18 protein-coding genes and 1 pseudogene are annotated in these 18346 nt (G+C 65.7%); 5 read left to right on the forward strand and 14 right to left on the reverse strand.

The window, feature by feature from the left end; all coding sequences use genetic code 11:
- Positions 1 to 50: 50 nt before the first annotated feature.
- Together AB0G35_RS25010 and AB0G35_RS25015 are read right to left on the reverse strand one after the other, a co-directional pair.
- Positions 51 to 518 carry a hypothetical protein gene (locus AB0G35_RS25010; RefSeq protein ID WP_360953604.1) on the reverse strand — a complete coding sequence of 156 codons (468 nt, stop codon included), beginning with the start codon at positions 516 to 518 and terminating at the stop codon, positions 51 to 53.
- A 7-nt stretch (positions 519 to 525) separates the two neighbouring features.
- A complete protein-coding gene (locus tag AB0G35_RS25015; protein ID WP_360953607.1) occupies positions 526 to 1200 on the reverse strand; it encodes a hypothetical protein in 675 nt (224 codons plus the stop codon).
- A gap of 666 nt (positions 1201 to 1866) precedes the next feature.
- Between AB0G35_RS25015 and AB0G35_RS25020 the strand changes: the two genes are divergently transcribed.
- Positions 1867 to 2196, forward strand: coding sequence for a hypothetical protein (locus tag AB0G35_RS25020; protein ID WP_360953610.1), 330 nt, complete (start codon positions 1867 to 1869; stop codon positions 2194 to 2196).
- 170 nt (positions 2197 to 2366) lie between these two features.
- Complete coding sequence (locus AB0G35_RS25025; protein ID WP_360953613.1) at positions 2367 to 3374, forward strand: PE-PGRS family protein; 1008 nt, start codon at positions 2367 to 2369, stop codon at positions 3372 to 3374.
- A gap of 217 nt (positions 3375 to 3591) precedes the next feature.
- Here the strand turns inward: AB0G35_RS25025 and AB0G35_RS25030 are convergent, their stop codons facing one another.
- The 5 genes and pseudogenes from AB0G35_RS25030 to AB0G35_RS25050 all read right to left on the reverse strand — a co-directional run bounded on the left by AB0G35_RS25030 (position 3592) and on the right by AB0G35_RS25050 (position 7303).
- Positions 3592 to 3900 carry a hypothetical protein gene (locus tag AB0G35_RS25030; protein ID WP_360953616.1) on the reverse strand — a complete coding sequence of 103 codons (309 nt, stop codon included), beginning with the start codon at positions 3898 to 3900 and terminating at the stop codon, positions 3592 to 3594.
- Between the two features lie 74 nt (positions 3901 to 3974).
- Entirely contained in the window at positions 3975 to 4376 is a 402-nt protein-coding gene (locus tag AB0G35_RS25035) for a hypothetical protein (RefSeq protein ID WP_360953619.1), read from the reverse strand.
- Between the two features lie 27 nt (positions 4377 to 4403).
- Positions 4404 to 5147 (reverse strand): hypothetical protein, encoded by a 744-nt coding sequence (locus AB0G35_RS25040; protein ID WP_360953622.1) that lies wholly within the window; start codon positions 5145 to 5147, stop codon positions 4404 to 4406.
- A 52-nt stretch (positions 5148 to 5199) separates the two neighbouring features.
- Positions 5200 to 5526, reverse strand: coding sequence for a hypothetical protein (locus AB0G35_RS25045; protein WP_360953625.1), 327 nt, complete (start codon positions 5524 to 5526; stop codon positions 5200 to 5202).
- A 552-nt stretch (positions 5527 to 6078) separates the two neighbouring features.
- A pseudogene (locus AB0G35_RS25050) lies at positions 6079 to 7303 on the reverse strand (S8 family serine peptidase).
- A 263-nt stretch (positions 7304 to 7566) separates the two neighbouring features.
- Here AB0G35_RS25050 and AB0G35_RS25055 point away from each other — a divergent pair.
- Positions 7567 to 7716, forward strand: a complete 150-nt coding sequence (locus tag AB0G35_RS25055) for a hypothetical protein (RefSeq protein WP_360953627.1) — start codon at positions 7567 to 7569, stop codon at positions 7714 to 7716.
- Between the two features lie 399 nt (positions 7717 to 8115).
- Here the strand turns inward: AB0G35_RS25055 and AB0G35_RS25060 are convergent, their stop codons facing one another.
- The 7 genes from AB0G35_RS25060 to AB0G35_RS25090 form a co-directional block, all read right to left on the reverse strand.
- On the reverse strand, positions 8116 to 9468 hold the full coding sequence (locus AB0G35_RS25060; RefSeq protein WP_360953630.1) for a S8 family serine peptidase: 1353 nt from the start codon (positions 9466 to 9468) through the stop codon (positions 8116 to 8118).
- A 97-nt stretch (positions 9469 to 9565) separates the two neighbouring features.
- Entirely contained in the window at positions 9566 to 11200 is a 1635-nt protein-coding gene (locus AB0G35_RS25065; protein WP_360953633.1) for a hypothetical protein, read from the reverse strand.
- A 62-nt stretch (positions 11201 to 11262) separates the two neighbouring features.
- Positions 11263 to 11574, reverse strand: coding sequence for a hypothetical protein (locus tag AB0G35_RS25070; RefSeq protein ID WP_360953636.1), 312 nt, complete (start codon positions 11572 to 11574; stop codon positions 11263 to 11265).
- Between the two features lie 22 nt (positions 11575 to 11596).
- Positions 11597 to 12832, reverse strand: coding sequence for a type VII secretion-associated serine protease mycosin (mycP, locus tag AB0G35_RS25075; protein WP_360953639.1), 1236 nt, complete (start codon positions 12830 to 12832; stop codon positions 11597 to 11599).
- A 200-nt stretch (positions 12833 to 13032) separates the two neighbouring features.
- Entirely contained in the window at positions 13033 to 13326 is a 294-nt protein-coding gene (locus AB0G35_RS25080; protein WP_030414182.1) for a WXG100 family type VII secretion target, read from the reverse strand.
- 117 nt (positions 13327 to 13443) lie between these two features.
- Positions 13444 to 13767, reverse strand: coding sequence for a WXG100 family type VII secretion target (locus tag AB0G35_RS25085; protein WP_030414183.1), 324 nt, complete (start codon positions 13765 to 13767; stop codon positions 13444 to 13446).
- A 330-nt stretch (positions 13768 to 14097) separates the two neighbouring features.
- Positions 14098 to 15753 carry a type VII secretion protein EccB gene (locus AB0G35_RS25090; protein ID WP_360953643.1) on the reverse strand — a complete coding sequence of 552 codons (1656 nt, stop codon included), beginning with the start codon at positions 15751 to 15753 and terminating at the stop codon, positions 14098 to 14100.
- Between the two features lie 346 nt (positions 15754 to 16099).
- Between AB0G35_RS25090 and eccE the strand changes: the two genes are divergently transcribed.
- Together eccE and AB0G35_RS25100 are read left to right on the forward strand one after the other, a co-directional pair.
- A complete protein-coding gene (gene eccE / locus AB0G35_RS25095) occupies positions 16100 to 17326 on the forward strand; it encodes a type VII secretion protein EccE (RefSeq protein WP_360953646.1) in 1227 nt (408 codons plus the stop codon).
- Positions 17326 to 18180, forward strand: coding sequence for a hypothetical protein (locus tag AB0G35_RS25100; RefSeq protein ID WP_360953649.1), 855 nt, complete (start codon positions 17326 to 17328; stop codon positions 18178 to 18180). The genes eccE and AB0G35_RS25100 overlap by 1 nt, the downstream gene beginning before the upstream one ends.
- The last annotated feature ends 166 nt before the right edge of the window (positions 18181 to 18346 follow it).

The following is an 18346-nucleotide window of genomic DNA, read 5'->3' on the forward strand; positions in this document are numbered from 1 at the left end:
CCGAGTTGGGGCCCAGGCACTTCCCTGCGCACGGGCCCCCGGTCGGCCCGTCAGGGCAACAGGAGCCAGTCCGCGGCGAGGGCGGCCGCCAGGCCGATGCCCAGCATCCAGGTGCCGAGCCGGGTACGCCCGTGCCGGCTGAGCTCGATCACGACACCGCAGAGCACCAGCGCGGCTCCGTACACCCCGACCACGAGCACCGACGTACGCGAGGCCAGGCGCACCACGAGCACCACCGCCATCGCGGCCATGAGCACCGAGGCCAGGACGATGCGTATCCGCCGCGCCTGACGCGGCGTCAGCCCTACCCGATTCGCGGACTCATCGAGCTCGTCCAGATCGTCCAGCTCATCCAGCTCCGCAAGCTCGTCGAGGGAGGCGCGCTGGTCGAGGGAGTCGTCAAGGCCCTCTTCATGCGACTCTTCAGCCGGCTTTTCAGCGGTCGCTGCAGTCGACTCTTCAGCCGGCGTTGCAGTCGACTCTTCAGCAGCCGACTCTTTGGCAGAGGGTTCGGCCATGCGCGGTTCACGCCCCTCGGTTCCATGCACTGACGAATGCCTCCATATGCGTGCGCACCGCGCTGCCGAGGGCGATCCATGAACCGTCGGTGAAGCTGACGTCGAACCGGCCCCGGCCGCCCATGACCTTGGGATGCGGGTCGATCCGAGCGATGTTCGGACGAGGCACTGCCGATCCGACAGCCCACCGCGGGGTGGTCTCCCGCCAGCTGGTGTTGTGGTCCACGAGCACGATCAACCGGCGGTCGGTCAGCGCCTGCCGCCCCGGCGTGCCCCCGGCGTTCGTCAGATTGACGAGGAAGCGCCCGGCCATGCTGTGCCAGCCGCCGTCCATGACAGTACCCCAGATCGCTTTCTCGACGGCCCGGTCGGCCGCGTGATCCAGGGCGTCCATCGTGCGCTCGGCGCGGTCGCCGACGCGCCCCACAGCCCGGGTGAACGGGTTGTTGACCAAACGGCTGTTGGTCACCGCCTCCAGCGGACGGGCCACCGCGCCGAGTGCGCTGCCCAGAACACCCCGTACCCGCTCTTCGAGCGCCGACGGAGGGGGCGGGGGGTGTGGGGTGCGCAACTCGGCGGGGACGGAGGGCAGCGCATCATTGCCCCAGTAGTCGCAGGCGATGACCAGTCGTTCGCCCGGATGGAGAAACGGCAGGAAACTGTCGCGGTACTCCGGCTTCATGCGGCCGGGCTCCTCTCGTCGTGTGGGGCTGCTCGCCGCTCAAGGCCTGATTCGATCTTCTCGGCGCCTCGTCGACCACACGGCCGATGACCGGGCTGCGCCGCACCACCCACGCACCCGCCCACCCACCGGATTGCCCCTGAAGCCGAGGCCGTACGGCAAGCTGCCGCGCATCGCCCGCACCTTCTCGACACGCCGGCCCGAGCATGTGGCGAACTAGTGGAAGGCTTCCTGGTCAGCGGTGAATCGCTGTGTCACGATCCCCGGTCTGCACTGGCTCCGATCCGCCATGGTCCCGATCCGTCCCGGCCCGTCATGGTCCCGATCCGTCCCAGTCATGCAGTCGAAGACGATCTTAGTCAACGGGTCGGACAGCGGCAGTGCAGACTCATCACAAGCGCACCAGCATCGCCACCAGTCGACGGGCCACCCACCCCACCGAAGCGTTCACACATACCACTATGCGGCATGTGCCACCAATGCCACAGTCGAGCCGAATTTCACGGGACCTCCACGCCATTGAGTAAAGACATTCCCTTGAATCCACCGCAGGATCGCCCGCGTTGACATGTCGGCGCTCACTGCACCTAACCTGGGAACGCTAAACTCGCGCTACGAGTCAGACGCTAAGGGTCAGAGCGGACGCACCGGAAAACGGGGGTTGTGGTGGCAGGCAAGGAATTTGACGTAGATCCGGATGTCCTGCGCACGCAGGGCAACGCGTTTACGCACATCGGCAGCGATTTCTCCAAGGCGTCGAAGAAGCTGAAAGCCGACCTGGAGGACCTCGGCAGTCCCTGGGAGAACTGCGACTTCGGCGACATCTTCGAAACGATCTACACCCCCGTCAGGGACGGCATGTTCGAGTCCATGGACTCCCTGGGCGAGCGCCTCGAAGGAATCGGCGACAAGCTGCAGCACATGGCGCAGACATACGCCGAGTCCGACCAGCAGGGCATCCACACCATCAGCGCCGTCGGCCGCCCCGTCATCTGACGCCTCGGGCCACCGCACTTACTGCGGGCCGCACACCCGGGCCGAGGGCGTGAAAGTGTGAGAGTTCACGATCCGCCTCCCACCCCCCTCAGCCCGATTCCGCACCTCTCACTTCCCACTCCTTCCATTGCACTCCGCAATCGGCTACCACTGCACGGGGGACGATCACTGTGTCATTGACGCTGCCAAGCGAGGTCGCCTGGGTCCTGGACCTGCTCGGCTACAGCTGGCCTGACGCCGACGAGGACAAGCTCCACGAATGCGCCCAGGTCTGGCGCAACTTCGCCGAGTCGGTCAACCAAGCGGCTTCCTCGGGCACTTCGGCAGCCAATGAAGTCGTCTCCGCCAACTCGGGCGAAGCGATCGAGGGCTTCACCAATGAATGGGGCTCCTTCTCCGGCGGCGGTGACAGCGGGGACAATTACCTCCGCGACGCCGCCGCAGCGGCGGAAGTCATCGCCGTCGCCTTCGACGCCGCCGCCATCGCCGTTCTCGCCGGCAAGATCGCGGTCATCGTCCAACTCGTGATGCTGGCCGCGGAACTCATCGCCGCACAGGCCGCCGCGCCCTTCACCCTCGGCCTCTCCGAACTCGGCGCCGCCGGCGCCACACAGGCGACCCGTCTGATCGTCCGCGAGATCCTCGACAAGATCAAACGCGAGGTCATGGAGGCGGCCACCAAGGCCATGGAGCACGCCACCATGGACGCCATCAAGAAGATGGCGAAGAAGGCCGTGTCCAAGGAAGCCCGCAAGCTGGCGATGGACTACGCCAAGAAGACAGTCAAGGAAACCGTCAAGGACACCGTCAAGGAAAAGGTTGTCGACGCGGCCAAGGAAAAGGCCACGGAAGCCGGCACCGAAATGGCCCAGAACGTCGCCCAGCAGGGCATCGAAAGCCACTTCGGCGCCCGCGACGGTATCGACTGGGGCGAAACGGCCGACATCGGCAAGGAAAAGGCCGGTGAATACGTCGACGGCATCAAGGAAGGCGCCCAAGACCTCACCGACCCGAAGACCTACGTCGACCACGCCCGCCAGGACCTCACCGACCGCGGCCTCAACGCGGCCCAACGCCACGCCGACCAGCGCACCGGCGGCGCCGCCACCCGCCACCAGGGCGCGACGGACGCCGTCAGGGAAACGGTGAGCGGCAGCGTCGAGGACGTCTTCGGCTGAGCCCTGCTCCAATTGACCCCGGGCGGGGCACAATCCACACCCCGCCCCACCGCTTACACATCCCCCTCGGCCCTAACGTGTGGCTCGGCCTGGATAGGGCTGGGCGTTCGAGTTCCCATGACACACCAGGATCCCGATGCAGAACAGTGCGCGCCTCGTGAATCCCCTGCTCCAGGTCGCGCCTTCCGGCTCCCGCCTGCTTCGCCTTGACACGTCGTCATGCCATAAGCGACATAGCCACCAGGCAAACCGCGAGTGATCCAGCCATGATCCATCCGCCCAAGGTCACCAGCCGGGCACGGTCGTGACGCCAGCCGCGCACCATGACGAACAACCCGCCGTACATGACCACCAGATTGAGAAGGGAGGCCCAGAGGTGCCTTCCCGTCATCACTGCCATGGCGACAAGCACCAAGGGCGCCAGTACTCCGCCGCCCAGAAGCAATGAGGTGAACTGCCCCCGCTCGCGCAGGGCCATCTCATCAGCCGGGGACTGCGGGTCCAGATCCGGCAGCTCCGAGTTCATGCATACCTCCATCGTCGCCAAAAGCCGCCACGCACTCGCCCTGTACCGTCCCTCAGGCGGATGGCGGGCTACCACTAGTAGACGCTGAATCCACCCGCATCGTGCCGGCTCTTGGCCTGCGTCCCACGAGCGCGTTCACGCCGCTCCTGCTCAATCTCAGCACGCTGCTCTTGCAGAAACCTGGTGCCCTCTTTTTCGGCTTGTGATCGCTCTTCCGCAGACATCTCGTCCCACTTGTGCTGGAACTTATCGATGTTCCGTACGAGTTCCTCTTCGTAAGCGCCGACCCGCACTGCGTCCCTGAGCCCGATCCGCCCTGACAAGACCTCTCTCGCCATCTCCGCCAGGACGTCACCGCCCTTCCCATCAGCCAACGCTTCCAGTTGCTTCCTCAGCACACGAGCCATGGCCGGGTCCCGGGTAATCGGCACGAACTCGTCGTCACCGACCCAGGGTTCACTTTCCTTGCCGCTCATCGAGCCACCTCTCCCCGCCCCTTCGGTTCAGACCGCGGGGTTGTCGTATCCCTTGCCGGGCAACGGGAATTTCTCCATGTTGGCCGCGTGGAAACTGGTCAGCTGGACAACCGTACCCACGGATCCACTGACGACGCTCTGTACCTCAGTGACCAGCGCCGTCAGCCTCCCCCACAATGTGATCATGGCCGCGACCTCAGCGGCCACGGCGCCTGCCGCAATGACCGGGCCGAACAGCGTGAAACTCGTTGATGCCCCGGCTGCAGCCGTGATGGCGGCGGTCAACGCCAGGTCGAGAATTCCGCTCAGCAGATCGCCGCAGGCTTCAGCGGCATGCCATACGGCTTCCGTTACCCGTTCGTACTGCTCCTTCAGCCCGTCGAAGGATTCCTTCATCGTCGAGACATCCTTGGCCAGCGTGTGGACGTACACATAGGCCGAATCCGCGGCATTACCCGACCACGTGGCATCGAGCGCCTTGTTGCCTGACTCCAAATTCTTCGACAGATCGGCACAGAAGCTCCCGAGAGCTTGCCACGCCTTGGCACATTGTGCGTATTCTTCCCAGTTCCCGCCGAGCAGCTTCTTGGCCTCGTCCACCGGGTTGAAGTCGAATGCCAGCTCCAGCCCTTTACTGATCATCGCCGAAGGGCTGAGCACGTCGCCGAACGAGGTCAGATCGCGGTAAAGCGTCCCCGGCTCATCCTTGTCTCCGTCGACCTTAGGCTTAACGAGCCTACTGGTCGGCTCCGTCACATCATGGAAACTCAAACTGCTCCCCTTGCAGATCGCGCCGCACGTATGCCTTTACGAGAAACCTTGGTCATCGCTTGGAAGCCGGATAAGTAGCGTCCAACTTGGAGGCCTCACCACGGTCCGTATGCTCGTAGAACGTCGCACTGCGCGCCATTTCCCGCTGAGAGGCATCCAGAATGTGATGTAGCTTCCTCAGTGTGGATTCAACATTTGCCATTACCCCGTCATGCCCTCCGCCAAAGATACTCGCCAGCGCCGAGATGGGCCCTTTGTCGAAGGTTCCGATCGAGCACTCGCTGCGCACGAACCCCAAGGCATGATTCACGTCACCGGAAGCCCGTTCCAACTGCTTGGCAAATGCAGATAGATCGGCCGGCTGCACTTCGAATGACATACATCCCCCATGCGTAAGGCAAAGCAAACGTGCCGCCTAACCGTAAACCATACAGGACAGTGACCACCGGACGGCTGCACGGCACTCCAGATAAATAGGATCACGCCACATTGTGGACTGCGGCGACACCGCCTCCAGACCCGATAAATGAGCGACATAGGGGGCAAAGTGGAAAAAGATCCAGCTAGTACAAGAGTCATTGCACGTAAGGGACTGCATGCTGCCTTCAAAAATCCCCCAGGCAGCATGGTTGATCGTCGAGGATGAAGTAGTAAAGCGATCCGCGCAGCGCGGCTGACACTGGCCGGCGAACGCCACACACCACGGCTTATCGCCCCGCCACCGTGGAAGATCGCTTCATGCGTAGCCAGATCTGCACACCAAGGGCATGTTCCACAGAGGCTCTGGCACCCCCGGTTGTCACCCTGCAACGCGCATGTGGGCGGCTCTAGATGCCGGGGTGCAGAATGATCTTGCGAAAGAGGTGGGGCCCATAGCCCGAAGGCCACGGACCCCAAGTCGCACTCATGAGCGCGATACCAGCATCAGTCCTCACTGCCCCGGCGGCTGCGTGGGCGGCGTCGGTGGCGGGAGGCTACCGGGCTGCTGCTGATACGGCCCAGGCTGCTGATAGACACCTTGCTGCTGGTACGGCCCCGACGGATGCGGCGGAAGACCCGTTCCTCCGGGGCCGCCGAAGCCACCCGGAGGGGGTCCGTTGCGCCCGTTCTTCTTCTGGCGGGCAACCACGATGACGATGATTCCGGCCACCACGAGAACCGCTACCGCAATTCCCACGATGGCGCCCATGCCGAGGCCACTGCCGTAATCGGCCTTCTGTCCGTTGCCAGATACGCCTGCCGCGTTGGTCCCGGCAGTGCCGGCAGGTGAATCCGCCTTCGGGGTCTTCAGGGGACCGTTCGTGGAACCAGCAGGGATGTCAGCAGTCAGCGCTTTCAAAGGCTGGATGAAGCCATAACCGTAACGCGGGTCAGGAAGCTTGAGGCCTTTCTCCCCGGGGGGGGGCAGACCGGCGGACTTCACCAGCCGGTTGGCAATTTGACCGGCCGTGAGGTCGGGGAACTTTGCACGCAAGAGCGCCGCCGTAGCCGAGACATAGGCGGTGGCGTCAGAAGTACCGTCAGCTAGCCTATATTGACCAGGAGTAGCAGAAGCAGACGTGATCTCTACACCGGGAGCTGATATCAACAGCTGACTTCCCGTGTTGGACTTCGCCCATACCTTTCCAGTCTTGTCCACTGCTCCGACGGACACAACGCCAGGAACAGAAGCCAGTTCGCTCCAGTGCACTCTTGTCATCTTCGCCGACGTAGTAGGGATTGATCGACGTGTTGATGACTGACGCACCCTGATCGACTGCGTACCTAACCCAGCTTCCAACGCTGGTGCCGGAGGCATCCTGCCCCTCGGTCGGCACTGCCACAGGAAGAATTTTGGCATCGGGAGCGAGTCCCATCACACCATCGGAATTCCCCGCACCATGCCCGTGCCCGGCGATGAGAGACGCCATGCCGGTTCCGTGGTCACGCGTCCCCCTTTGGTCACCCCGCCCACCGTCGGCGAAGCTCTTCCCAGGAAGAACGCTACCCTTCAAGTCTGGGTGGTTACCGTTGACCGGATCATCAATTACTGCGACAGTGACGCCCTTGCCTGTGGACTCCTTCCAGACGCTTTGAGCGTCAAAGGCCTTCAGTGGCCACTGGTCTTCCCTGTTCTGGTCTGCCAAGGCAGTCGGGGCGGCGCCGAACAGCAGCACTCCGCCGCCACCGCGCCACCCACTACACGCAGCGTCCGCGTGAAGCTCATGCCGTTACACCTTCCCGTAGCAAGCTGGGGCCCGCAGCCCGAAGACTGCGGGCCCCCGTCGAGTCCGCCGAGCGGTTCGCGCTGGCGGGCAGGTCCCTACTCGATGGCCCTGGGCGGCGTCACATTACGCTCTGGGATCCAGGTCTCCTCGTCCTCTACCAAGTAGTCCGGACGCTGTCCGTTCTCGTTGGCCTCATCTTTGCCCTTGGGGCCGTGAGCACCGTGCACTCGTGCCATTCCCGCCGGACGGCGACCGTCAACTGCGCCCTGTCGGGCACCGCCTCGGCTGCGGTGCACTCCCAGGCCGCCCTGCCCACCGGCTCCCGGCTGGCCGACCTTGCCGCCGATCACGCCGCCCTTTAGTGGGCAAGCGGCCCATGCATCGTTGAGGCCGGCGGCCTTGCCTGGCGCACCATCCCTGGCATGCTCCACGGCCGCCACGAGCACCCGCATCGGCGCCTCGGATCATGCCTGGCATGCCAGGGGTGCCAATACCCGAACGGGCTCTTCCGCCAATGCCAGAGCCTCCCCCGGCCCTCCGGTGCCTACATCGCGAATTATCCCTGGCCCACCTTGGCAACCCGGTGCCGTAACGAATGACACAGCCCGCTGCTGCCACACAGCCCACGCTGCGCAGTGCCCGAGCGAAGTCCATACATTCCGACACGGCTTGGGGTCCGCAGCCCAAGTCTGCGGACCCCAAATCGCCACCTTCTGGTCTCTCACGTCACCGCCACACCAGGCACAGGCTGCGCCGAGCTATCACTGCCCTGGCGGTTGGTTGGGCGGCGCCGGCGGAAACCCTCCCGGCGCACCAGGCTGCTGATACGGACTCGGTTGCTGGTAGGCACCCTGCTGCTGATACGGGCCACCCGGCTGCGGCGGAAGACCAACGCCGCCGCCAGGTCCACCGAACCCACCGGGCGGCGGGCCGTTGCGGTCGTTCTTCTTCTGCCGGACCACGACGAGGACAATGATTCCGACAACTACGAGAACGCCCACCGCGATTCCCGCGATGGCGCCCATGCCAAGGCCGCTTTCCTTCTGGCCGTTTGCCTGCTCGTTTCCACCGCCAGTCGATCCTGCGACAGTCGCTCCACCGGCCGTGGACGGCTCCGTCTTGGGAGTCTTGAGCGGACCATTCTTGGAACCCGCCGGAATGTCCTTGGTCAGCGCGCTGTACGGCTTGATGAAGCCGTAACCGTAGTGCGGGTCCGGGAGCTTCATTCCCTCCTTGCCAGGCGGGAGGCCTGCCGTCTTCACGAGACGGTTGGCGATCTGACCGGCGGTGAGGTCGGGGAACTTGGCCCGGAGGAGCGCGGCGGCACCGGAGACGTAGGCCGCGGAGTCGGAGGTGCCGTTGGCCAGTCGGTACGGCTTGGACGCCGCAGCAGACCTGATGAGGGTTCCAGGCGCGGTCAGCATGGTCTCGGGGCCATAGTTCGATTTCCCCCACACCTGACCGGACTTGTCGACTGCGCCAACAGCAACTACGCCTGGATAGGACGTCAACTGGTCAAGGTGCCCCACTCCATCGTTGCCTGTTGCGACAACAAGGAAGACGTCCTTTTTAACCGCGTTGGAAAGAGCCTGCCTGTCTTTCTCGCTTAGGACAGCTTGACCAAATGACATATTGATAACAGATGCGCCGTTATCAACCGCATAATTCACCGCATCCGCCAGGTCGTTCGAATTCGAGTCCGAAAACTCGTCGCCGGTCGGGATGGCGACTGGCAGAATTTTAACGTCAGGGGCTAGCCCTTTCACTCCCTCTGAATTTCCAGCGCCATGCCCATGGCCTGCGATGATGGACGCCATCGCCGTGCCATGATCATCCAGATTCTCCCGGTTGGCGGACCCACCATCTTCAATGTCCTTCCCTGGTAGGACATTGCCTTTCAAGTCAGGATGATCGCCGTTGACGGGGTCATCGATCACTGCGACCGTGACGCCTTTACCTGTCGACACCTTCCACACGCTTTCAGCGTCGAACGACTTCAACGGCCATTGATCATCCCTGATCTGGTCCGCAACAGCAGCCGAGGCGGAGCCGAAGAGCAGTGCTCCCGCCACCACCGCGCTGCCCACCGCACGCAGCGTCCGCGTGAAGCTCATGCCGTTACACCTCTCCCTAGCAAGGTGGGGCCCGCAGCCCGAGGACTGCGGGCCCCACTTCGATTCCGCCGTGTGCCGGAACGCGACCGACAGGGTCCTACTCGATGACCTTGGGCGCCACATTACGCTCCGGCGTCCAAGTCTCCTCATCTTCTACCAGGTAGTCCGGACGCTGTCCGTTCTCGTTGGCCTTGTCCTTGCCCTTGGCGCCGTGCGCACCGGCTCCACCCATCATCCCAGCCGGACGACGGCCACCTGCGGCACCCTTCTGCGTGCCGCCGCGGCTGCGGTGCAGACCCGAGCCTCCTTGCGCACCTCCTGCGGCCTTCCCAGCCTTGCCGCCGATGATGCCGCCCTTCTGACGAGCGAGTGCGCCACCCTTACCCGCGCCCACGCCCTTGGCGCCGCCCTTGGCCCCGGCTCCGGCGGCACCACCCATGCCCGGCATACCGGTACGACCGCCGCGGGCGCCCGCTCCAGCACCAGCGCCTCGGGCGCCACCGGCGCCACCGGCGCCACCGACCATGCCCGGCACGCCCGGGGTGCCGATACCCGGCCCCGAGCCACCGTGGGGACCGCCGGCGCCTGCGCCCAAGCCGCCGGTGCCGACGCCGCCACCGACGCCGCCGCCACCCCCACCGATGCCTCCGGTGCCGAGACCGGTACCTCCTGAGAGACCGTCAAGCCCGGTGCCTACGTGCGGTACAGGTGCAGGTGCGGGGGACTTGGGGATGCTGCCGATCCCGCCGTCAATACCGTTCGGGCGCGGTGCCTGCATCGCCGGAGGAGTCGTGTACCCGCCTCCCTTGACGCCCGGCATCTTCGGCATCGAAGTGCCACCCTTCGGGCCGGAGGGTGCCGGACCGTACGGGGCGATCGGGGGGATGGGCATGTTGGGACCGTCGTGGTCCGGGACCTCGTCGTCACGAGGTGGCCGCCCACCACCAAGCGGCGGCTTCCCCATAGCCGTAACGCCCGACCGATAGGTCGTCGCCAACTGCTCCATGTAATGGGCAGCCTCAAGCTCGCGCTCCCTGTCGATCGACAGGTTGCCGCGATTCTTGTTCATGGCGTCGTAGATGGAGATCTTCGGGTTGGCCAGGTCACTGTTCAGCTGCGAGTCGTCTCGACCGTCGCCAGCGCCCATCAACTTGGCCGCACCGCCAGCGATCAAGCTCCCGCCCGGAATGAACGAGCCAACTGCCGCAGCCTTGCCTGTGCCGGAGTGTGCGAGGTCGTTGAGTCGGTCGGCCTTTCGCTCCAGCCAGCTCGGCTCCTCGACGGCCTCGACGGCCTTCTTGACTTCCCTCAGCCGATCGCTGATCTGCTCAAGGACGTAGCCGGTGTTGTGCGGATACACCGCAAGCTTGGCGAAGTTGTTGCTGATCTTCTGCGCCGAGGCCGCGAACTGGTCGGCGGACTGGCCGTGCCAGGACTGCAGGACCTTGGTCACCGCATCGTCGAACTTCTTCTTGATGCCGCTGTTCCAGTCGTCACCGACGAGCGAAACGCGGACCTTCTTCCAGCCCTCGGCGACATTGCCGACCTCGCCCGGGTCGGCGCCCTCGACCAGCGCCTTGACCTGGTTCAGCCTCAGGTTGGTGAACTGAGGGCGGCTCTGGCCGACTTCATAGCTTTCCTCCGAAGCCGCACCCGACCCCTTGGGCGCCGGTTCAGGCTTCTTCGGTACGTGGACCTCTGCGGGCTTGAACTCGCTATCTTTCGCTGACATCTACTGTCCCCCACTCCGTCATCGAACACGTTCTACCGGTTACTACGATCAGCCCGCTGACGTCACTTCATGCCGACGGTGTTGTCCGCCTCGGCATCTTGGTACGCGCCCCTGACCTTGGACGACTTCTTACCGAACCGGTCGACCAGGCCCTCAACCATGTCGATCAGCCGCTCGATGTCGCTCTTCATCAGGTCGTGAGCCTGATACAGCTGCCCCTCTTCCTTGAACCCCTTGCCCAGGGACCCCTTCGGAAGGTAAGTGCTGTTCTTCGCCGTGCTCTTCGAGTCGCCCATCTCCTTCAGGACATGGTTGAGCTCCTTGATGACCTGGTCCAGCGCGTCCAGGTCAACGCCATACTGCCCCTGAGCCATGAGTATGTCTCCCCGTGTGTTCTCAGCTTGTCTTTCGCCGCCAGTCGCGGATCGCGATGGCGGTGCCCACCACCGCGCCCACGGCGAGGATCCCGCCGCCGACGATGTAGATGGAAATGCGGGCACGTCGGTCCTCGGCGCTTTCGCCGACGGTGAGGGCGACCGGGTGGATGTTGGAGCCGTCGGCCGCCTGGGACGCCTTGTCCGGCTTCGGCGGAGCGGTCGGTGTGGTGTCGTCCTTGAGCGCTGCCACCGGGTCGACGACTCCCCAGCCGATGAAGTCGTCCCGGCCCTTCTTCACGCGCTCGGCGGTCTGCTCCAGGTGCCAGATGAGCTGCTGCGGAGTCCAGTCCTTGTGGCGTGCTTTCAGGAGTGCCGCGGCGCCCGTTACGTAGGGGGCGGCGAAGCTGGTGCCTTGGTCGACGCAGTTGCCGCCGTCCGGAACGGTGGACACCATGTCGACACCGGGCGCGGCGATGTTCACGAATTCTCCGGACTGGGAGAAGGGGGCGCGCTCGTTGTTGCGGTCGGAGGCTGCCACCGCCAGCACATTGGAGTAGTCGTCCGAATAGGCGGCGGGATACATGCTCTTCTCACCGCCGTCCGCGCCGCCGTTGCCTGCCGAGGCGACGATGAGGACCTTGTGCCTCTCGGCATAACTGACCGCCTGCTCCAGGGTGGGCAGCAGCCTGCGGTTGGCGCCGGTGCCTTGCGAGATGTTGATGATGTTCACGTGCTCGTCGACAGCCAACCGGATGGCCTTCGCGAGGCTTTCTGCGGTGCCCGGCTTCTCTTCCGACGTCTGCTGGAACGGAATGACCTTTGCTCCGGGCGCGATACCGAAAAAGCCGGACCCACTGATCTGCTGGGCCGCGATGATGCCGGCCACCTTGGTGCCGTGACCGACCTTGTCATCCGTGGGCTTGCCCCTCACGAGGCTGGCCCCACCGGTGCCTATCGCCCCCTGAAGCTGTTTGTTGCCCGCGTCGATACCGGTGTCGATGACCCCGACACGAATTCCTTCGCCCTTGCCGTGCTGCCACATCTGCGCGGTCAGCAGTCGCTGCAGCGACCAGGGCGTCTCTTTGATGTTGTCGGTACCGAACTTGCACTCACCGCTGTTGAGCGGCACATTCTCGTCCGCGACCGCCGGCGCGGCGACTACGCCCGACAGGCCGACGATGCACGCCGCCGTAGCCAGTGCGCCCGCCGCTCGGCGACGGTGCCCGGCTCGGTGACCAATGGCGCGAGATCCCACGGGTTGTCTGCTCTCCATGTGTGGCGGAATAGGCGGTGCGAGGGGTGAGGGTGGGGGAACGCTGATGGCAGCGGGCGCTGATCGCGGTGGCGGACGGCAGAAGGGCGAGCGCACTGATGCAGCGCGCTCGCCCTCATTGACCACTGTGCGAGCCGTCGGGCTGCTCAGCCGATCGCCATCCGTAGCTGTGCCGACCTGGGTCAGCCGCCCCAGATACCGGCGTTCTTGTGCTCGGTGGACTGGTAGTTCTGGGCAGCGGTGTCCAGAGCCTTGGCGATGGCCTCCAGCGTGGAGTGCAGGGAGGCGGCGCGCTGGTCCCACTCGCGCTGGCGGGCCTGGTAGCCCTCCTGCGCCGCACCTTCCCAGCTGGCGGCGATCTTCTTGACGCCGGCCTCAAGGTCGTCGAGCTGCTGACGGATGTTGTTGGCCGTACCGCGCACGTCGGAGCTGGCCTGCTGGATCGTCGCAAAATTAACGAGGATCTGGCCTGACATGGTGTCTCCTCAGGAGTTGATGCTGCTGGTCGAGTCACATGCCGCAGCGGGCCGGCTCGGTGGCCGGCGCGGGCTGCGGCGAGTGGGCCGGGCGTCGCGGTCAGCGACGCGGCCCCATCATCCGAACGGGGAAGCCGAGGCGGAGATGTGCGAGATCGACTGCGCCTGCTCCTCTTCGGAGGCGGAGTAGTTCTTCGTGGTCTCGTCGATCGCTTCCTTGATCTCACCCAGGAGCTGGTTGAGACGGTTGGCGTCCTCGTTCACCTGCGACTGGAGCTGGTTGTACGAGGAAGCCGCAGCACCCTTCCACCCCGAGGTGATGGTGTCGACGACCGTGTTCAGGCGGGAGATCTCACCCTGGATCGACTGGTTGACCGAGGCGATCTTGCCGCTGAACGCGACCATCTCCTCCTCGGTGGTTGTGTACTGCTGACCAGCCATAGTCAACGTCCCCCATGAGACTTGTACGTTGTCCCGCGCCCGCCGGCTCGCCAGCTTGCGTGGTCGGCATCTCCTGCTGACGCCTCTGACCACTTTAACCACTTCGCATGCCCGCGCCCAACAGCAGGCCTGCCCTTGTGACGGGATCACAACAATCCCAACTCCCGGTCGACCCAACGCCGTTCGCGAAATTCGGGCAGATGCGGCGCTATCGGTCAGATCGAGGAATGCGTGTCCTCCAGAAGATCGCAATCAAATGAGAACTGACCCGCCGTACGGAAAGACGCCGTACCGATCCCGATGAATCGGTATCGGCACGGCGTCAGGCGATCACGAAGCCTGGGGCTTTTTGGCGCTCTGCACGTCCAGCATGGGGCCGGCCGAGAGCAGATCGGACCAGGTCTTGAGGATCAGCGGCGGATGGGCCGACTTGTACCCGAGGTGGAGCTGCGACTGCCCCTGTTCCTGGTCCGCCTTACCCGCCTTGTTTCCACCGTCATTGTTTTCCGGAACCGAGTACCGCAGTCCGGTGTCGGTGACCAGGAAGAGGCTCCCGAACTTTGCGGAGGGCGTGCTCGCCTGCCGGTAGAGCAGTCCACTGCCGGGGGTGACGTACGCGCTGGCACCCGGGGCAATCTTGGCGGGATAGTCCTTTCCGACCCAGGTCTGCATGTTGGGAACGCCGTTCGGGAACCCCAGCAGCTTGTTCGCCTGGCCCGGGTACTTGGTGTTGGTGCCCTTGTAGACGCTGCAGGCCACGCCGTTGCCCGTGGGGCTGTTCAGGCCTCCGGTCTGGGGATCCTGCTTGTAGTTGTTCGCGGCGGAGACCTCTTCCGTGGGCCAGGGCATGGGCACGTCCGTGGTCGGAATCGTGCCCATGAAGCTCATCACGTGCCCGGAGTCATCCGTCTTGGGGTTGAAACTCGTGGTGGAGACGGTCTGGGGGGTCAGCGCAGACCCGTCCTTGTTCACGGCCTGCGCGTTCTGGCCCTGGAGCAGGAGCTTGGCGATGAAGTTCGACACCTTGTAGACGCCGTCGGCCTGGACCACGTACTTCTGCGGTGAGTCGTCGGTCTGCAGCACGGTGCCGACGGTCCGGTACTTGTCCGGCACGTCCTTGACGGGGGTCTGCTTACCCGCATCGGGGACGGTGGGCATGCCGATCGGCACCGGGCTCTTGATCAGGGTGTCCATGAACTCCGGAGTCACCTTCTGCGGCTCGACGGAGTCCCCGAAGATGATGCGCTCCAGGTCCCGGTTGGTTTTCGACGCCCCTCCGATGGGCCCGACGCGCCCGCCCATCGTGGAGTCGAACTGGAAGGCGGTCCCGTTGTTGTCGACCAGCCACCTCTTGCCGTCGGGATCCTCGACGTACAGGGCCTCGTGAACGTCAAGCCTGCCCGTGCGCGGGTCGTCGACGAGTTGCTTGTCCTTGCCGCTCAGAACGAAGACGGCTTGCTGAGGCTTGCTCTTCTGGCCGCTACCGGGCCTGTTGCACACCGCCCAGACCTTCGGCTTGTCGACGTCCTGGGGCGTGGGGAGGCGATCGGGCGCATACGGGATTCCCACCGCCGGGCCGTGCGTAATCTTCCCGTCCAGCTCGGATTCCTGGACCTTCACCACGCTGTACTTATCGGGGTCGAGGAGAAGCTTCGCGGAGGCGAGGTTGAGTACCGGGTGGAGCAGATTCCGCTTGTGTCCGTTGAGGTCGGTGTTGGGGAGAACCACATAGCGCGTGGAGGATTCACTCCCGACGATCAGATTCGCCTGGGGCTTGTCCCACCCCGACGGCGCCACCGGCTTGAGAATGCCGCAGGCGCCGAATCCCACGAGCATCAGGACACCCATGATGGCGCTGGGCACCACCGCCTTGAGCGGCTTGGGGGCGCTCTCGATCGAGCCGTTGGGCAGCGGCTTCAGAAATGCCGCATTCGTGCGCTTTCGAGCAAACGAATACGCATTCAGCTCGTCCCGACGTGATGCCATTGTTGCTTTCTCTCCCCGCCTGTTGGATCCACATCGAACCGCCCCCGGCACTCACGCCGTAGCGCCCTCTACTATGCCGTGTGTCGATCGACCCGTACGGTACGGGTGCCACCTTCCAACGCACCAGTCTCAGCGGCGGCCGATACGCCTAGAGGCCCACATCACCAGTAGAGGAGCAGGCCGGGGGATGTCCAGCGCCACCAGGGCTCGACGCCGCAATGGGCGGCAACAGCAGCAACAGCCTTCCGGGGCACCGCAATACGCGGGAAATGCTGGCCAAAACGGCACAGCTTCGGGCAACAGAGGAAATCGCGGCCGTGGTTCCGCGGCGCGCCCGGCGGGTCCGGTGGCACCGCGGCTGCGCCAGCAGGCCGGCACGATCGGCGGTGTCCGCGTCCAGCAACTGGCCATCCTCGAACTCGCCGCCGCGCTGGTGCTGGTGGGCTGGTCGATCCACCCCGCGGCGCTGACCGCGGCCATCGTCGTCGCGGCCCTGCTGGTCGTCTTCGCGCTCGGCCGGCGGCGCAAGGTCCCGCTGCCGGAGTGGATCACGACCGTGCGCGCGATGAAGCGCCGCGGCAAGAACAGCACCGCCGCACTCGCGGCCACCCAGGGCGTCGACCCGGCGATCGCCCCCGTGGTGGAGTGCGAACCGGCCCTGCGCACCTGCGAGTACACGACCGAGGCCGATCAGCGGGCCATCGGTTTCGTCGGGGACGGGACGTTCCTGACGGCCCTCGTCCAGGTGGACGCCCGCGACGAACCGCTGCGCCCGCAGCGCGGCAGCCACATGCTGCCCCTGGAGGTGCTGCACACCGCCCTGGACATCGAGGACATCCACCTGGAGTCCGTCCAGTTCGTGCAGTACACCCAGCCCGCGCCGGCGCCGCACCTGCCCGAACAGGCCGTGGCGGCCCGCTCGTACGCCCCGCTGCAGGCGCAGTCGCAGACCCCGGCGATCCAGCTGACCTGGATCGCGCTCAAGCTCGACCCGGAGCTGTGCTCGGAGGCGATCGAGGCCCGCGGCGGCGGCCTTGAGGGTGCCGAGCGCTCGCTGCTGCGCGCCGCCGACCAGCTCGTCAGCCGGCTGACCGCGCACGGCGTGCGGGCCAGGGTGCTCAACGAGCGCGAGGTCACGGCCTCGATCGGCACCGCCGTGTGCGTCAGCCCGCGGGCGGCCAACGGCGCCATGGGACGGGACGGCCGGGCGGTCCGGCGTACGCAGGAGACCACCCGGGCGATGCGCTGCGACGACCGCTGGCACTCCACGTACTGGATCGGCCGGTGGCCCCAACTGGGCGAGGGCGGTGCGCCGTTGGCGGCCGTCACCCAGCTGCTGACCAGCACCAGGGCGATGGCCAGCACGTTCGCGCTGACCGCCACGCACGGCGGCGGCCGCCTCCCGGCCATCTCGGGTTACATCCGCCTCTCCACCCGCAGCGAGAACGAACTCTCCGCCGCACAGAACGAGTTGGAGCGCCGTTCCGGTTCCGCGAAGGTCGGGCTGGTCCGCCTCGACCGTGAACAGCTGCCCGGCCTGTTGGCCACGCTCCCCCTCGGAGGTACCCGCTGATGGCCTCGCCCACGTATCAGCCCCGCGTCAACGCCAGCAGCGACGGCTGGCGCAATCCCCCCCTGTCGGCGGGCGTCAGCGGCGGTGACGGCCGTCGGCTGTCGCACCAGCCGCGTCCGGAGGAGGAGCAGTCCGGGCCGAACGGGCCCAAGCCCAGGCCCGGTTACGGCCTGCGCGGCCCGCGCCGCAGCCCGCACGTGCTGACCGCCGAGTCGCTGGCCGCGCTGACCCTGCCGGTCGGCGACGACGGCGTGATCATCGGCATCGACCCGCAGAACCAGCCCGCCGTGCTCAGCCTGCTGCGCCCGACCCCGCTGGAGGTCGCCCTCGTCGGCAGCATGTGGATGGCGCAGGTGCTGGCGCTGCGTACGGTCGCCACCGGCGCCCGGGTCGCGGTCGAGACCGCCCGGCCGCCCGCCTGGGCCCAGATGGCGCAGAACGCGGGCGGTGGCCAGCAGTGCGTGTCGGTCCACGACGTCCGCCAGATCGCGCCCCAGGGTCCGTCGGTTTCCAGCCCCGTGCTGGTCGTACGGGACATGGGTGCGCGGCCGCCGCGCAATCAGCTCGCCCCGAGCCCCTGGCAGTCGGTGCTGACCGTGCTGCCGTTCCTCGGGCCCCGGTCGCCGCAGATGCTCAGCCGCGCCGACCTCGTCGGCCTGCAGCGGCTGTCGCCTGAGGAGGCGGAGGTCGTGACGCGCATCATGCGGCTGCCGGAGCAGGTCGGCGCGGTGCTGCCGACGCTCAGCGACAACGCCATGCTGTGGTGCAGCCGTGACGGTGGTCACCAGTTCGTCATGACGCAGCCGACGGAGGCGGAGACCAACCTGCTGGGCGGCCCGCGCCGTATGGACTGATACCTGGACAGCTCACCTCCGGCACTGCCGCACGGGCGCATCCACAGGCGAAGTCGCCGGATGCGCCCGTAGGTGTGCCGAAGGGCTTGAAGACGACATGGCACCGACTGCCGTTATGGGCCGACTCTTGATTAGGCTGTGTGGGAGAGCCGCAGGAGCACAGCGC

This window comes from Streptomyces sp. NPDC021749 (assembly GCF_040640655.1).
Classification (GTDB): domain Bacteria; phylum Actinomycetota; class Actinomycetes; order Streptomycetales; family Streptomycetaceae; genus Streptomyces.

What these genes read in the sequence shown, in the direction of transcription:
- AB0G35_RS25010 (WP_360953604.1), bottom strand. Translation starts at nt 518, where the DNA reads ATGGCCGAACCCTCTGCCAAAGAGTCGGCTGCTGAAGAGTCGACTGCA.
- AB0G35_RS25015 (WP_360953607.1), bottom strand. Translation starts at nt 1,200, where the DNA reads ATGAAGCCGGAGTACCGCGACAGTTTCCTGCCGTTTCTCCATCCGGGC.
- AB0G35_RS25030 (WP_360953616.1), bottom strand. Translation starts at nt 3,900, where the DNA reads ATGAACTCGGAGCTGCCGGATCTGGACCCGCAGTCCCCGGCTGATGAG.
- AB0G35_RS25035 (WP_360953619.1), bottom strand. Translation starts at nt 4,376, where the DNA reads ATGAGCGGCAAGGAAAGTGAACCCTGGGTCGGTGACGACGAGTTCGTG.
- AB0G35_RS25045 (WP_360953625.1), bottom strand. Translation starts at nt 5,526, where the DNA reads ATGTCATTCGAAGTGCAGCCGGCCGATCTATCTGCATTTGCCAAGCAG.
- AB0G35_RS25060 (WP_360953630.1), bottom strand. Translation starts at nt 9,468, where the DNA reads ATGAGCTTCACGCGGACGCTGCGTGCGGTGGGCAGCGCGGTGGTGGCG.
- AB0G35_RS25065 (WP_360953633.1), bottom strand. Translation starts at nt 11,200, where the DNA reads ATGTCAGCGAAAGATAGCGAGTTCAAGCCCGCAGAGGTCCACGTACCG.
- AB0G35_RS25070 (WP_360953636.1), bottom strand. Translation starts at nt 11,574, where the DNA reads ATGGCTCAGGGGCAGTATGGCGTTGACCTGGACGCGCTGGACCAGGTC.
- AB0G35_RS25080 (WP_030414182.1), bottom strand. Translation starts at nt 13,326, where the DNA reads ATGTCAGGCCAGATCCTCGTTAATTTTGCGACGATCCAGCAGGCCAGC.
- AB0G35_RS25085 (WP_030414183.1), bottom strand. Translation starts at nt 13,767, where the DNA reads ATGGCTGGTCAGCAGTACACAACCACCGAGGAGGAGATGGTCGCGTTC.
- AB0G35_RS25090 (WP_360953643.1), bottom strand. Translation starts at nt 15,753, where the DNA reads ATGGCATCACGTCGGGACGAGCTGAATGCGTATTCGTTTGCTCGAAAG.
- AB0G35_RS25100 (WP_360953649.1), top strand. Translation starts at nt 17,326, where the DNA reads ATGGCCTCGCCCACGTATCAGCCCCGCGTCAACGCCAGCAGCGACGGC.